This window comes from Actinomycetes bacterium (assembly GCA_035506535.1).
In the GTDB taxonomy this organism is placed as follows: Bacteria; Actinomycetota; Actinomycetes; order DATJPE01; family DATJPE01; genus DATJPE01.
In genome coordinates this window covers 60,875-75,057 of the sequence record DATJPE010000093.1, presented here as the reverse complement: position 1 = coordinate 75,057, position 14,183 = coordinate 60,875, and the positions used below count along the sequence as shown (strand labels likewise).

The window sequence follows — 14,183 nt, the reverse complement described above, 5'->3', positions numbered from 1 at the left end:
GAATGACCGGCGGGCATCGGGTCTGTGGACGCCAAGGAGCACCTGGCCATCCGGTGGATTGCTCTCACTGCCCCGACCTGTGGCGGGATCTCCGTCACTCGACCGCGTCGCAGTGACGGAGATCCCGCCACAAGTGGGGGAGGAGGGAGCGAGGGAGCGAGGGGGGTCAGGGGCTGGCGATGCGCTCCAGGCCCTTGGGCAGGTCCGCGGCGGCCGCCTCGTCGATGAGGAACAGGGTCCGCCGGCGGCCGTGCGCCGCCGACGCCGGCACCTGCAGGGGCCCGGCGTGGGGGTCCAGCGCGAGACGTACGGCGGCCGCCTTCTCCGCTCCCGCGGTGACCAGCCACACCTCCCGGGCGGAACGGATCGCCCGCATGGTCAGCGTCACCCTCATCGGGGGCGGCTTCGGCGCCCCATGGACGGCGAGGACGGTGTGCTCGGTGTCGTGCAGTGCCGGCTGCTCAGGGAACAGAGAGGCGACGTGCGCGTCCGGGCCGATCCCGAGCAGCAGGACGTCGAAGGTGGGCAGCCCGCCGCGCGCGCCCGGGGCCGTGGCGAGCTCGCGGGCGTATCGGTCGGCGGCCTCCTCCGGCGTGGTGGCGGCGGCAGACCCGGCGATGGGATGGACCCGGCCGGCGGGCACCGGGACGTGGTCCAGCAGGGCTGCGCGCGCCTGTCCCTCGTTGCGGTCCGGATGCCCCTCGGGCACGAAGCGCTCGTCCCCCCACCAGACGTCCACCCGGGTCCAGTCGACCGCGTCCCGCGCGGCCGATGCGCGAACCGCGGTCAGCAGCGCCGTCCCGATGCTGCCCCCGGTCAGGACCAGGTGAGCGCCGGCCTGCGCGGCCTGCACCTCGACCAGGCCGGTGATCAGCCTGGCGGCGATCGCGTCGGCGAGCTGAGCGGCGTCTCGGTGGACGACGATCTCGGGTACGTTCACCCGGCCTGCCCCACCCCGGCGAGCACGTCGCCGTAAACGTCGTCGGGATCGAGCCGGCGCATCTCCTCCGAGATGATCTCGACGGTGTCGCGCTGGTGCAGCGCCACCAGCCGGTCCGGCTGGCCGGGGCGGGACAGCTGGGCGATCCGTCCGTCCGGCCGGGAGAGCACGATGTCACCGGAGGTGGTCGCCAGGCGGACCTCGGTGATGCCGGGCCCTTCGCTCTCCTCGTGCTCGGTCAAGACCCCCAGCGTGCGGCTCAGCCAGACCCCGAGCAGCGTGGAGCTCGGGCTGCCCGGCTCGCACGCGACCCGCGCCGATGTGATCGGGTCGAAGGGCAGGTCCAGCGTGGCGGCCAGCACGGTCCGCCAGGAGGTCAGCCGCGTCCAGGCCAGGTCGGTGTCCCCCGGGTGATAGCCCTCGCGCCGGGCGAGCAGCGCCTGGAACGGATCCGGCGCCGCGGCGGCGTCGGTGATCCGGCGCTGGCCCAGGCGGCCGACCGGGTCCTCGACCGGCGCGTCCGGCCCCTCGCCGGGCCACCAGACGATGACTGGGGCATCGGGCAGCAGGAGCGGGAGCAGGACCGACTCGGCGTGCTCGGCCAGCTCCCCGTGCAGCCGCAGGACGCCTGTCTCGCCGGGCCCGGAGTCACCGAGGAAGCGGACCTCGGCGTCCAGTCGTGGCTTGCCCCTCCCCGGCCGCCGGATGACCACCAGGATGCGTGCCGGGTGCTCGCGGGCGGCCTCCTGCGAGGCTCGCAGGGCGTCGTAGTGGCCGGCCTCCTCGGTCACGATGACGAGGGTGCCCACCATGCCGATAGCCGGGATCCCGGCCCGGTGGCGAGCCTCGACGAAGGCGGCCGCGACCTTGCTGGCGACGGTGTCGGTGAGGTCCTGGATCACGGCCGCCTCCACACGCGACCGTCGCGCGCGAGCATGAGGTTCGCTCCCTCCGGTCCCCAGGTGCCCGACGGGTACTGCTCGGGCTGGCCCTGGCTCGCCCAGAACTCCTCGACCGGGTCGAGGATGCGCCAGGACAGCTCGACCTCCTCGTGGCGAGGGAACAAGGGCGCCTCACCGATGAGGACGTCGAGGATGAGCCGCTCGTAGGCCTCGGGGGAGGACTCGAGGAACGACTCGCCGTAGGCGAAGTCCATGGTCACGTCGCGCACCTCCATGGCGCCTCCGGGCACCTTCGAGCCGAAGCGCAGCGACACCCCCTCGTCGGGCTGCACCCGGATCACCAGGGCGTTCTGTCCGAGCTCCTCGGTCGCGGTGGCCTCGAAGGGCAGGTGCGGCGCTCGCTTGAAGACGATGGCGACCTCGGTCACCCGCCGGCCGAGGCGCTTGCCGGTTCGCAGGTAGAACGGCACACCGGCCCAGCGGCGGGTGTCGATGTCGAGACGCACGGCGGCGTACGTCTCCGTCGTGGAGGTCGGCGACATGCCCTCCTCCTCGAGGAAGCCCGGCACCTGCTCCCCGCCCTGCCAACCGGCCGCGTACTGGCCGCGGGCGGTGTGAGCCGCGAGGTCCTTCGGGAGCCGCACCGCGGAGAGCACCTTCTCCTTCTCGATCCGCAGGTCGCTCGCGGAGAACGAGACGGGCTCCTCCATCGCGGTCAGTGCGAGCAGCTGCAGGAGGTGGTTCTGGATGACGTCGCGCGCGGCTCCGACCCCGTCGTAGTAGCCGGCCCGGCCGCCGACCCCGACGTCCTCGGCCATGGTGATCTGGACGTGGTCGACGTAGTTGGTGTTCCAGATCGGCTCGTAGAGGGTGTTCGCGAAGCGCAGCGCCAGGATGTTCTGGACCGTCTCCTTGCCCAGGTAGTGGTCGATCCGGAAGACCGAACCGGAGTCGAACACCTCGCCGACCACCTGGTTGAGCTCCTGGGCGCTGGCGAGGTCGTGGCCGAAGGGCTTCTCGATGATGACCCGGCGCCAGGCGCCGGGGGGTCCCTCGGAGAGCCCGTGCTTCTTCAGCTGCTCCACGACGTCGGCGAAGAACTTCGGGGGCACCGACAGGTAGAAGGCGTGGTTGCCGCCGGTGCCACGGTCGGCGTCCAGCGTCTCGATCGTGGTGCGCAGGTTCTCGAAGGCCTCGTCGTCGGAGAAGTCGCCGGCGACGAACCGCACGCCCTCCGCGAGCTGGCGCCACACCTCCTCGCGAAACGGCGTCCGCGCGTGCTCCTTCACCGAGTCGTGCACGATCTGGGCGAAGTCCTCCTCCGCCCAGTCGCGGCGCGCGAAGCCCACGAGGGCGAAGCCCGGCGGCAGCAGACCGCGGTTGGCGAGGTCGTACACCGCGGGCATGAGCTTCTTGCGGGACAGGTCCCCGGTGACACCGAAGATGACCAGCCCGCAGGGACCGGCGATGCGCGGCAGCCGCCGGTCTCGCGGGTCCCGGAGCGGGTTGCTCACGAGGCGCCCTTGGCCAGCTCCGCCGACAGCGAGTCCAGCAGCTCCTGCCAGGACGCCTCGAACTTCTCCACGCCCTCGACCTCGAGCAGGGCGGTCACCTCGTCGTAGGACACGCCCATGGCCTCCAGCGCCGCGAAGGACGCCCGGGCCTGGTCGTAGGTGCCGCGTACGGCGTCCCCGCGCACGACGCCGTGGTCGGCGACGGCGTCCAGGGTGGCCTCGGGCATGGTGTTGACCGTGCCGGGCGCGACCAGGTCGACGACGTAGCGGGTGTCGTCGTAGGCCGGGTCCTTGACGCCCGTCGAGGCCCACAGCGGTCGCTGCGGCTTGGCGCCCGCGGCCTGCAGCGCCTTCCAGCGCGCGGAGGAGAAGACCTTCTCGTAGAGCTCGTAGGCCAGCCGGGCGTTGTCGATGGCCGCCCGGCCGCGGCTCACCTTCGCCTCGTCGCTGCCGATCTTGTCCAGCCGGGCGTCCACCTCGGTGTCGACCCGGCTGACGAAGAACGAGGCGACCGAGGCGAGCCGGGTCACGTCGCGTCCGGCGGCGAGCGCCCGCTCGACGCCGTCGAGGAAGGCGTCCATGACGGCGCCGTACCGGTCGAGGCTGAAGATCAGTGTCACGTTGACGCTGATGCCCTCGCTGAGCGCCTGGGCGATCGCCGGCAGGCCCTCCCGGGTCGCCGGGATCTTGATGAGCAGGTTCGGCCGGTCCACCAGCCACCAGAGGGCGCGTGCCTCCGCGATGGTGGTCTCGGTGTCGTGGGCCAGGCGCGGGTCGACCTCGATCGACACGCGGCCGTCGACGCCTCCCGTCCGGTCGTAGACGGAGCGCAGGACGTCGCACGCGTCGCGGACGTCCGCGGCGGTCAGAGCGCGTACGGCTTCGTCCACCGAGACCTTGCGCCGGGCGAGGTCGGCGACCTGCTCGGCGTAGACGCCGCCGTTGGAGAGCGCCTTCTGGAAGATGGTCGGGTTGGTGGTCACGCCCGCGACGTGGCGGTGGGCGACCAGCTCGGCCAGGTTGCCCGAGCGCAGGCGTTCCCGGCTCAGGTCGTCGAGCCAGATCGACACGCCCTGGGCGGTGAGATCGGCGAGTGGGTCGGACATCGGGTGCCTCCTGCTGGGAGCTGGCGTGGTCAGGCCCCTGACGCGCGGGCGAGGGAGGTCCGGGCCGCGGCGGCGACGCGGTCCGGGGTGAAGCCGAACTGCTCGAAGAGCACCGCGGCGGAGGCGGAGGCGCCGTAGTGCTCGAGGCTGACGATCTCGCCCGCCTCGCCGACGTAGTCCCGCCAGCCGAGCCCGATGCCAGCCTCGACGCTCACGCGTGCGCGCACCGCGGTCGGCAGCACCTGCGCCCGGTAGGCCTCGTCCTGCTCGTCGAACCACTCCCGGCACGGCATCGAGACCACGCGCGTGGCGATCCCGTCCGCCTCCAGTAGCTCCCGGGCGGCGAGGGCGAGCGGCACCTCCGACCCGGTCGCGATGAGCAGGACCGCCGGCGCAGCGCCCGATGCCTCGGCGAGGACGTACGCCCCCCGGGCGGTGCCCTCGGCGGACCCGAGCACCGAGCGGTCGAGCACCGGCAGGTTCTGCCGGGACAGGCACAGGCCCGCGGGCCGGTCGGTGTGGCCGAGCACGGTGCGCCAGGCGATCGCCGTCTCGTTGGCGTCGGCGGGCCGGATCACGTCCAGGCCCGGGATCGCGCGCAGCGCCGTGAGGTGCTCGACCGGCTGGTGGGTCGGGCCGTCCTCACCGAGCCCGATCGAGTCGTGCGTCCACACGTAGGTGACGGGCAGCTTCATGAGGGCCGCGAGGCGTACCGCCGGGCGCATGTAGTCGCTGAAGACCAGGAACGTGCCGCCATAGGGGCGCGTCAGCCCGTGCAGCGCGATCCCGTTGAGGATCGAGCCCATCGCGTGCTCGCGGATCCCGAAGTGGAGGACCCGGCCGTACGGCCCGCCGGGGAAGGCCTTGGACTGCCGGTCCTCGGGAAGGAAGGACGGCTCGCCCTCGGGCGTGGTGTTGTTCGACTCGGCCAGGTCGGCGGACCCGCCCCACAGCTCCGGCAGCACCGGTGCGATCGCGGTGAGCACGTCGCCGGAGGCCTTGCGGGTCGCCATCCCCTTGGGGTCCGCAGGGAAGGTGGGAAGCGAGGCCTCCCAGCCCTGCGGAAGGCTCCGCGAGCGCAGCCGCTCCAGCAGCGCGGCGCCCTCGGGGTCGCGTGCCGCCCAGGCGTCGAAGCCACGTTGCCACTCCTGGTGCGCCGCGATACCGCGGTCGCGGACCTGGCGCACGTGGGCCAGCACGTCGCCGGTGACCTCGAAGTTCTGGGTCGGGTCGAACCCGAGCACCTGCTTGGTCGCCGCGACCTCCTTCTCGCCGAGGGCGCTGCCGTGCGACTTCCCGGTGTTCTGCGCGCTCGGCGCCGGCCAGGCGATGATCGTGCGCAGCTTGATGAACGACGGCCGGTCGGTGACCCGCCGCGCCTCGTCGAAGGCGTCCGCGAGCGCCTGGACGTTCTCGTGGTAGCGCTCGTCGGCGCCCAGCCAGTCCACCCGCTGCACGTGCCAGCCCAGCGCCTCGTAGCGGCCGGCCACGTCCTCGCTGAGCGCGATCGAGGTGTCGTCCTCGATGGAGATGTGGTTGTCGTCGTAGAGCAGGCAGAGGTTGCCCAGCCGCTGGACGGCGGCGATGGAGGAGGCCTCGTTGCTGATCCCCTCCTCGATGTCCCCGTCGGAGGCGAAGCACCACACCATGTGGTCGAAGGGACTCTCGCCCGGCGCGGCGTCCGGGTCGAGCAGACCGCGCTCGCGGCGAGCCGCCATCGCCATGCCGACCGCGTTGCCGATGCCCTGACCCAGGGGGCCGGTCGTGGTCTCGACGCCGGCGGTGTGGCCGTACTCGGGGTGGCCGGGCGTCAGCGACCCCCACGTGCGCAGCGCCTGGAGGTCCGAGAGCTCCAGGCCGTAGCCCGAGAAGTACAGCTGGATGTACAGCGTCAGGCTGGAGTGGCCGCAGGACAGGACGAAGCGGTCCCGGCCGAGCCAGGTCGGGTCGCTGGGGTCGTGGCGCATGATGCGCTGCCACAGCAGGTACGTCGCCGGGGCGAGGCTCATCGCAGTTCCCGGGTGGCCGTTGCCGACCTTCTGGACGGCGTCCATGGCGAGGACGCGAACCGTGTCGACGGCCCTCCTGTCGAGGTCCGTCCACTCCAGAGTGCCGCCCGCTGCGCCCACGTCGTGTGCTCCCCTCGGAGGATCACTGGCCCTGTGGAGCCTAGCGATAGAGTGCCGGTGCCGCCGGACCTGCGGCAGACCCGAGCCGCGAGGTGCGTGTGACCGCGATCGACCACCGTTCGTCCACCCTGCGGGTGGAGCGCGGGCGGAGTCTCGGCGGCACGCTCGCGACGTACGTCGCGCTCACGAAGCCGCGCATCATCGAGCTGCTGCTCGTCACGACCGTCCCGACCATGATCCTCGCGGCGGGCGGTCTGCCGCCGGCGTCACTGGTGCTCGCCACCCTGGTCGGCGGCAGCCTGGCCGCCGCCAGCGCCAACGTCCTCAACTGCGTCTACGACCGGGACATCGACCGTCTGATGCACCGCACGCAGCGGCGGCCGCTCGCCACCGGCGCGGTCTCCGTCCGGTCGGCGCTCCTGTTCGGCCTGGTGCTCGGGGCCGCGTCGTTCGCGTGGCTGGCCCTGGCGGTGAACACGCTCTCGGCCGTGCTGGCCGGCGCGGCGATCGCCTTCTACGTGCTCGTCTACACGATGTGGCTCAAGCGCAGGACACCGCAGAACATCGTGTGGGGCGGGGCGGCCGGCTGCATGCCGGTGCTCGTCGGATGGGCAGCGGTCACGGACTCCCTCGCGCTGGCGCCGTGGGTCCTCTTCGGCGTGGTGTTCCTGTGGACCCCGCCGCACTACTGGCCGCTGTCGCTGAAGTTCCGTCGCGACTACGCGAGCGCGGGGGTGCCGATGCTGCCCGTCGTGCGCAGCGCCGGGCAGGTCGCCGGACAGATCGTCGCGTACTCGTGGGCCATGGTGGGCATGTCACTGCTGCTGTGGCCGGTCGCGCACACGTCGTGGTTCTACCCGAGCGTCGCCGGGCTGGCCGGCGGCGCGTTCCTCCTCGAGGCGTACGGGCTGCGCGCCCGCGTGGCCCGCGGGGACGCCGACCCGCGGCCGATGCGGTTGTTCCACGGGTCGATCACCTATCTCGCGGTCCTGTTCCTCGCCGTCGCGCTGGACCCGCTGCTGCACCTGTGACCTCGCCCCGCAGCGATCGGCTGGACCGCATCGCCTATGCCACCTACGTGGAGGACCCGGGTCGGCCGGACACCGACTACGACCTCCCGCTCGTGACGGACGCCTTCGCTCGGCGAGGGATCCAGCTGGACGCCTTCGCGTGGGACGACGCCCAGGCCCCGTGGTCGGCCTACCCCGCGGTCCTCGTGCGCAGCACGTGGGACTACCCGCTGCGCTATCCGGACTTCCTGGCGTGGGCCCGCGCCGTCGCCCGCCAGACCCGGTTGCTCAACCCGGTCGAGGTGGTCGAGCGCAACACCGACAAGACCTACCTGCGCGATCTGGAGGCGGCTGGGGTACCTGTCGTCCCCACCTGGTGGTACGCCCCCGGGGAGACCCCGCCCGAGCCGGGAGATCTCGCCGCCGTCGGGCCGGACCTCGTCGTCAAGCCGGCCGTCTCCGCGGGCGCGAGGGACACGCTGCGCACGGAGGACCCGGGGCTGGCTGCCGGTCATGTCGCGACGCTGCTGGCGAACGGGCGGGTCGCGATGGTCCAGCCCTATCAGCACGCGGTGGACTCCGAGGGGGAGTACTCGGTGATCGTCCTGGGCGGGGAGCCCAGCCACGTGATCACCAAGGTGCCCGCGCTGACCGAGGGCGGCACCGGTGACGCGAGGGGGCTGGGCCGGCTGACCGCCGAGCTGGCGGCCGCCGTGCGCCGGGTCCTCGCCGCCGAGCCGCTGGAGAGCCGGTGCGCCTGGGCCCGGGTCGACCTCGTGCGTGACGCCAGCGGCGAGCTGCGCCTCATGGAGCTGGAGCTCACCGAGCCGCTGCTGTTCCTCTTCCTCGCCGAGGGCAGCGCCGACCGCCTGGTCGACGTCGTGCTCGACCGGCTCGGCGCGTCAGGCGCCTGAGGCGGCCGCGGAGGGACCGCGCGTGCGCAGCACGTACGGCACGCGCAGCGTCGCGACCCACACCGCGCAGGCCCCGGCGATGTGCAGCGCGACCAGCCAGGCCGGCACCCCCGTGAAGTACTGGGTGTAGCCGATGGCGCCCTGGGCGGCGATCACGCCCAGGAGGACGAGCAACCGCCGCTGGGCGCGCCAGGGGGCGTCGGTGACCCGCAGACCGAGCCAGGTCGCGACCGTGAGCCCGACGAGGAGCATGACCAGGTCCGCGTGCAGCCAGGCGAGGGTCCGCGGGTCGAGGTGCAGCCGGTGGGTGTGCTCGTCCCCGGCGTGCGGCCCGCTCCCGGTCACCAGGGTGCCGACGGCCAGCACCGCGGCGGCGAGCGGGACCAGCGCGCGCCCCGCGACGAGCAGTTCGCGCCGTACGGCGGCCCGCGGCGGGTCGTCCCCGCCGTCCTGGGCGCGCTGCTGCAGGGCGACCGCGACCGCGATGAGGGCCATGGAGAGCAGGAAGTGCGCCGCCACGGAGAGCGGGTTCAGGTGGGTCCGCACGGTGATCCCGCCGAGGACCGCCTGGGCCAGCACGCCGAGGACACCGCCCCAGGCGAGCCAGACCAGGGGGGCGCGCCGGGGGCGCCGGCGCATGGCCACGACGACCGAGGCGACGACGACGATCAGGAGGACGAAGGTGAGCAGCCGGTTGCCGAACTCGACCGCGGAGTGGATGCCCTGGGCCTGGTGGCGTACCGGTGTCAGGGAGCCGTGCACGCAGTCCGGCCAGGTGGGGCACCCGAGCCCGGACCCGGTCAGCCGGACCAGCCCGCCGGTGAAGACGATCAGGCACTGCGCGAGCACCAGCGCCGTGTACGTGCGCCGCTCCAGCGCCGATCCCGCCGAGCGGGTCGGGGTCCGGACGGGAGCGAGCACCACGGACAGCCAGCGTAGGTGGTCGGTCCCCGGCGCGATCCACGCGTCGGACCCGGCCCCGAGGCGTCGTCAGGGGCCGATGCGCCCGCGGGCCACGCTGTCGGCGCTGTGCGCCGGGTTGCCGTCGAAGGGCTCAAGCGAGACGTCGACGTACGGGAAGGCCGCCAGGTCCAGTCCCGAGGGCACGTCGAAGGTGTTCTGGCGCGACGCGTCGAGCGAGCCGAGGGAGACCGCTCCACCGGTCTGCGCGTTCATCAGCCACACCTCGTAGTAGCCGTCCGGAGCGGGCAGTCCGCGCAGGTCGACGTCCAGCACGTCGCCGCCGTGCGTGCTGCGCAGCGTGGCCAGCCCGTGGGCGTCACCGGTCGCGACGGGTTCGAGTGCGGTCTGCGCGAGGACCTCGCCACCGTGGGCGTGGTGGACGGCGCTCACGGTCCCGGCGCCGACCACGAGACCCACGAGTACGGCGGCCGCGGCCACCAGGCCCACCACCACCGAGGGGCGGCGCCGGCTCCGCGCGACGCTGATTGGCGTCGGTGCGGCCGCGCCCGCGGCGGTCGGGGCGGAGCGGTCGAGGAGGTCGAGCCGGTCGGCGATGGAGTGCCACACCGTGTCCGGCGGGGCGACGAGGGTTGGCTCGGCGGCGGCCGCGCGCGCGGTCGTCACGACGGCCTGCAACTGGTCCAGGGCGCTCTGGCAGGCGGGACAGGCGAGCAGGTGCGCCTCGTCGTCCGCCGGGACCGTCTCACCGATCGCGCGGAGGGCGAGGGTCTCCGCGTCACAGTGCGGCACCGTCCACCTCCAAACGCGTGCGCAGCCGGTCCAGAGAGCGGCGGATGTGGCTCTTCACGGTACCCAGCGGCAGGTTGAGGACACTGGCGATCTGGGTGTGGGTCAGGTCTTCGAGGAAGGCCAGCTCCAGGATGCGCCGCTGCGGCTGGCCCAGCCGGGCGAGCTCGTCGGCGACCAGGACCCGGTCGGCGATCCCGTCGACCGGCGCCTCGATCACCGGCGGTCCCAGCTGGGCGGACGCCGCCTCGTGCAGCCGCGCCTCCCGGGCCCGGGCCGCCCAGCGGTCGGCCACCACGTGGCGGGTGATGCCGAGCAGCCAGCCCGCGAGGCTGCCCTCCTCCGGCCGGAACCGTTCCCGGCTCTGCCAGGCGCGCACGAACACCGTCTGCGTCACGTCCTCGGCGTCGGCGGCGACCCCGAGGGAGCGCAGGGCCACCGTGTGCACCAGGGGCGACCAGCGGAGGTAGGCCTCGCGCAGGCAGGTCTCGTCCCCGGAACCGAAGCCGGCGGCCACCTCGCTGTCGTCGAGCACGGTCACGACGCTAGACGCCGCGAGCGCGCTGCGCGAGCCCACCACTGCCGTCGACACATCTGTTCTTCGCCTCGTCCCCGGGCCGCGGATGCACCCCCCAGCTGGCGGCTGTCGGTGGATTAGGACACAATGCTGTTGTGAAATTCGCGGGTGACCGGGTCGCTGGCAGGCGCGTTGTCGACGCCGCCGGCACGCGCGAGCACGTCGTGCGCTCGCTGCTCGCCGACGGGCCCGCCACGGCGGCCGGGCTGGCCGCCCGGCTGGGCCTGACCAGCGCCGCCGTTCGCCGCCACCTGGACCTGCTGTGCGCCGACGGCCTCGTGGAGGCCCGCGAACGGCCGCCGTACGGGCCAGTGGGCCGTCGCGGGCGCGGACGGCCCGCGCGGGTCTTCACGCTGACGGAGGCCGGGCGGGACAGCTTCGGGCAGGACTACGACGATCTCGCGCTCGACGCCCTGCGCACCCTGCAGCGGGCGCTCGGGGACGAGGCCGTGCTCGACTTCGCCCGCCACCGGGTCGCCGCCCTCGCCGAACGCGTACGGCCGGCCGTCGCCGCGGCGGCCCCCGAGCACCGGGCGGAAGCGCTGGCCCAGGCACTGACCGCCGAGGGCTACGCCGCCTCCGCTGCCCCCACCGCCGGCGGCTTCCAGATCTGCCAGCACCGCTGCCCCGTCGCGCACGTCGCCGCGGCCTTCCCGCAGCTGTGCGAGGCCGAGACCGAGGCCTTCGCCGAGCTCGTCGGCAGCCACGTCCAGCGCCTCGCGACCATCGCCCACGGCGACCACGTCTGCACCACCTCGATACCCCGCGTCACCCGGACCCCGGAGAGGACCGCCCGATGACCTCCACCCACGATCAGCTCGAGGGACTGGGCCGCTACGAGTACGGCTGGGCCGACCCCGACGTGGCGGGCGCCCTCGCGCGCCGCGGGCTCTCGGAGGAGGTCGTCCGCGAGATCTCAGCGCTCAAGGGCGAGCCCCAGTGGATGCTCGACATGCGCCTCAAGGGTCTGCGCCTGTTCGAGAAGAAGCCGATGCCGACGTGGGGCGCCGACCTGTCCGCCATCGACTTCGACAACATCAAGTACTTCGTACGCTCGACCGAGAAGCAGGCCGCCTCCTGGGAGGAGCTGCCCCCGGACATCAAGAACACCTACGACCGTCTGGGCATCCCCGAGGCCGAGAAGCAGCGCCTCGTCGCCGGCGTGGCCGCTCAATACGAATGTTGTGAGGGCCGCACCAAGGTCTGGACCGCGAATCGTGGGCAGATCATGATCAAGGAGATCGAGCCCGGCGACCGGGTGTTCTCCTACGACGAGGCTGCGGGCAGGTTCGTGGTTGCGCCGGTCAAGTCAGCTGCGGAAACGGGCACTCGCCAGACCTACGAGGTGACAGTCAGTCCTCGACGTCGGATGAAGTTCCGGGCGACGGACAATCATCCGATGCTCGCCTTGCGCGACGAGCGTGCTCCGTCCAGTCGTCGCGCGCGCTGGGTCCGGCAATGGATCACTGTCGGTGAACTCAAGCCAGGCGACTTCGTTGCCGTTCCTTGCAAACTCCCCACGTTCGGGGAGCCCTACGCGCTGCCTTCGTTGCACGCTGGACCACACCACCTCGAGAGCCCGGTTCACGGCCCGGCGAGCACGAACGCCGATCTCATGTGGTTGCTGGGCCTGTTCCTCGGCGATGGCAACCTGCAGGACTCCGGCAAGACCCATCGGGTTCAGTTCGCCATCCCGGCTACCGATGGCGCGGTGCGCGCCGAGATCGCGCGAGTCGTCGCTGAGCAGTTCGGCCTGCGAACCATCGAGGCAGACGATGTGCGTGTCGTCATCAACTCGAAAGCACTTGTCTCTTGGCTGTGGGACCTCGGCTTCGCGGGCACCTCGAAGACCAAGCGAGTGCCGGACTGGGTCTTCGGACTGCCTGAGGAGCAGCGACTTGCCTTTCTGGGCGGATGGATCGATGCCGATGGCTACGTGCATCCAGCAACGCACAGCGTGGTGCTCACGTGTGTGAGTTCCCCCCTGATCGAACAGGCCATCGAGCTCGCTGAGCTGTCGGGGCTGCGCGCAGGCGGGCCGTGGGGGTTCGCGCAGGCGTACAGGCACGACCCCTCTCGCTTGGGTGGCGCATTCCGTATCCGCATCGGTGGCGATGTCACGAGGCTGGGACTACGTAACCCCAAGCGCCTCGCGAATCTGGGTGTCGCCAGGTCCTTCCCACACTCGCAGAGCTCGGGTGGGGTGAATCTGCGCAACCACACAGATGAGTGGATCGGTTTCGAACAGGTCATCTCAGTCGAGCCCTACGACATCGTTCCGGTCTACGACATCGAGGTGGACGGACCGCACAATTTCGTCGCGGACGGGATGGTGGTGCACAACAGCGAGGTCGTCTACCACCAGATCCGCGAGGACCTCGAGCAGCAGGGCGTCATCTTCCTCGATACCGACACCGGGCTGAAGGAGCACGACGACCTCTTCCGCGAGTACTTCGCGTCAGTGATCCCCGCCGGGGACAACAAGTTCTCGGCGTTGAACACCGCGGTGTGGTCCGGCGGCTCGTTCATCTACGTGCCCAAGGGCGTCCACGTCGAGATCCCGCTGCAGGCCTACTTCCGGATCAACACCGAGAACATGGGCCAGTTCGAACGGACGCTGATCATCGCCGACGAGGACTCCTACGTGCACTACGTTGAGGGGTGTACTGCACCGATCTACTCGTCGGACTCGCTGCACTCCGCGGTCGTCGAGATCGTGGTCAAGCGCAACGCCCGTGTCCGCTACACCACGATCCAGAACTGGTCCACCAACGTCTACAACCTCGTGACCAAGCGGGCGACCGCGGCCGAGGGCGCGACGATGGAGTGGATCGACGGCAACCTCGGGTCCAAGGTCACCATGAAGTACCCGGCGGTCTTCCTCATGGGCCCGCACGCCAAGGGCGAGACGCTGTCGATCGCGTTCGCGGGGGAGGGGCAGCACCAGGACGCCGGCTCGAAGATGGTGCACTGCGCGCCGGACACGTCCTCGGCGATCGTGTCGAAGTCGGTGGCCCGCGGCGGAGGACGTACGTCCTATCGCGGCCTGGTCCAGGTCCAGAAGGGGGCGACCCGCTCGCGGTCCACCGTGCGCTGCGACGCGCTGCTGGTCGACGACGTCAGCCGCTCGGACACCTATCCCTACGTCGACGTCCGCGAGGACGACGTCTCGATGGGGCACGAGGCGACGGTGTCCAGGGTCAGCGAGGAGCAGCTGTTCTACCTGATGAGCCGCGGCCTGTCCGAGGAGGAGGCCATGGCGATGATCGTGCGCGGCTTCATCGAGCCGATCGCGCGGGAGCTGCCGATGGAGTACGCCCTCGAGCTGAACCGGCTGATCGAGCTCCAGATGGAAGGGGCCGTGGGCTGACCATGGGCGTG

Annotated in this window: 12 protein-coding genes and 1 pseudogene; 5 read left to right on the top strand and 8 right to left on the bottom strand. The window is 71.9% G+C overall.

Annotated features, from left to right (window positions below):
• Positions 1–166: 166 nt before the first annotated feature.
• The 5 genes from pgl to tkt are packed head-to-tail and all read right to left on the bottom strand — an operon-like array spanning position 167 to position 6,591.
• Positions 167–940, bottom strand: a complete 774-nt coding sequence (gene pgl, locus VMI11_14755) for a 6-phosphogluconolactonase (protein HTY73656.1) — start codon at positions 938–940, stop codon at positions 167–169.
• Positions 937–1,842, bottom strand: a complete 906-nt coding sequence (locus VMI11_14750) for a glucose-6-phosphate dehydrogenase assembly protein OpcA (protein ID HTY73655.1) — start codon at positions 1,840–1,842, stop codon at positions 937–939. The genes pgl and VMI11_14750 overlap by 4 nt, the downstream gene beginning before the upstream one ends.
• The gene (gene zwf / locus VMI11_14745) at positions 1,839–3,356 is read right to left on the bottom strand and encodes a glucose-6-phosphate dehydrogenase (GenBank protein ID HTY73654.1); all 1,518 of its coding nucleotides are present in this window, start codon (positions 3,354–3,356) and stop codon (positions 1,839–1,841) included. The genes VMI11_14750 and zwf overlap by 4 nt, the downstream gene beginning before the upstream one ends.
• Positions 3,353–4,462: a transaldolase gene (tal, locus tag VMI11_14740; protein HTY73653.1), complete on the bottom strand. Its 1,110-nt coding sequence runs from the start codon at positions 4,460–4,462 to the stop codon at positions 3,353–3,355. The genes zwf and tal overlap by 4 nt, the downstream gene beginning before the upstream one ends.
• A 29-nt stretch (positions 4,463–4,491) precedes the next feature.
• Positions 4,492–6,591, bottom strand: a complete 2,100-nt coding sequence (gene tkt, locus VMI11_14735) for a transketolase (GenBank protein HTY73652.1) — start codon at positions 6,589–6,591, stop codon at positions 4,492–4,494.
• Between the two features lie 128 nt (positions 6,592–6,719).
• On the opposite strand from tkt, the gene VMI11_14730 reads away from it, so the two are divergent.
• Together VMI11_14730 and VMI11_14725 are read left to right on the top strand one after the other, a co-directional pair.
• A complete protein-coding gene (locus VMI11_14730) occupies positions 6,720–7,622 on the top strand; it encodes a heme o synthase (GenBank protein ID HTY73651.1) in 903 nt (300 codons plus the stop codon).
• Positions 7,619–8,515: a hypothetical protein gene (locus tag VMI11_14725; protein HTY73650.1), complete on the top strand. Its 897-nt coding sequence runs from the start codon at positions 7,619–7,621 to the stop codon at positions 8,513–8,515. Before VMI11_14730 ends, VMI11_14725 begins: the two co-directional genes overlap by 4 nt.
• On the opposite strand, the gene VMI11_14720 is transcribed toward VMI11_14725, so the two are convergent.
• The 3 genes from VMI11_14720 to VMI11_14710 all read right to left on the bottom strand — a co-directional run bounded on the left by VMI11_14720 (position 8,504) and on the right by VMI11_14710 (position 10,760).
• On the bottom strand, positions 8,504–9,439 hold the full coding sequence (locus tag VMI11_14720) for a COX15/CtaA family protein (GenBank protein ID HTY73649.1): 936 nt from the start codon (positions 9,437–9,439) through the stop codon (positions 8,504–8,506). The two genes, VMI11_14725 and VMI11_14720, sit on opposite strands and share 12 nt — an antisense overlap.
• A gap of 66 nt (positions 9,440–9,505) precedes the next feature.
• The gene (locus tag VMI11_14715; protein HTY73648.1) at positions 9,506–10,228 is read right to left on the bottom strand and encodes an anti-sigma factor; all 723 of its coding nucleotides are present in this window, start codon (positions 10,226–10,228) and stop codon (positions 9,506–9,508) included.
• Positions 10,215–10,760: a sigma-70 family RNA polymerase sigma factor gene (locus VMI11_14710; GenBank protein HTY73647.1), complete on the bottom strand. Its 546-nt coding sequence runs from the start codon at positions 10,758–10,760 to the stop codon at positions 10,215–10,217. Before VMI11_14710 ends, VMI11_14715 begins: the two co-directional genes overlap by 14 nt.
• A gap of 137 nt (positions 10,761–10,897) precedes the next feature.
• Between VMI11_14710 and VMI11_14705 the strand changes: the two genes are divergently transcribed.
• The 3 genes and pseudogenes from VMI11_14705 (at position 10,898) to sufB (ending at position 14,172) form a co-directional block, all read left to right on the top strand.
• Entirely contained in the window at positions 10,898–11,602 is a 705-nt protein-coding gene (locus tag VMI11_14705) for a winged helix-turn-helix transcriptional regulator (GenBank protein ID HTY73646.1), read from the top strand.
• Positions 11,599–11,982: pseudogene (locus tag VMI11_14700) on the top strand (Fe-S cluster assembly protein SufB). The gene VMI11_14705 and the pseudogene VMI11_14700 overlap by 4 nt, the downstream one beginning before the upstream one ends.
• A gap of 48 nt (positions 11,983–12,030) precedes the next feature.
• On the top strand, positions 12,031–14,172 hold the full coding sequence (gene sufB / locus VMI11_14695) for a Fe-S cluster assembly protein SufB (protein ID HTY73645.1): 2,142 nt from the start codon (positions 12,031–12,033) through the stop codon (positions 14,170–14,172).
• The last annotated feature ends 11 nt before the right edge of the window (positions 14,173–14,183 follow it).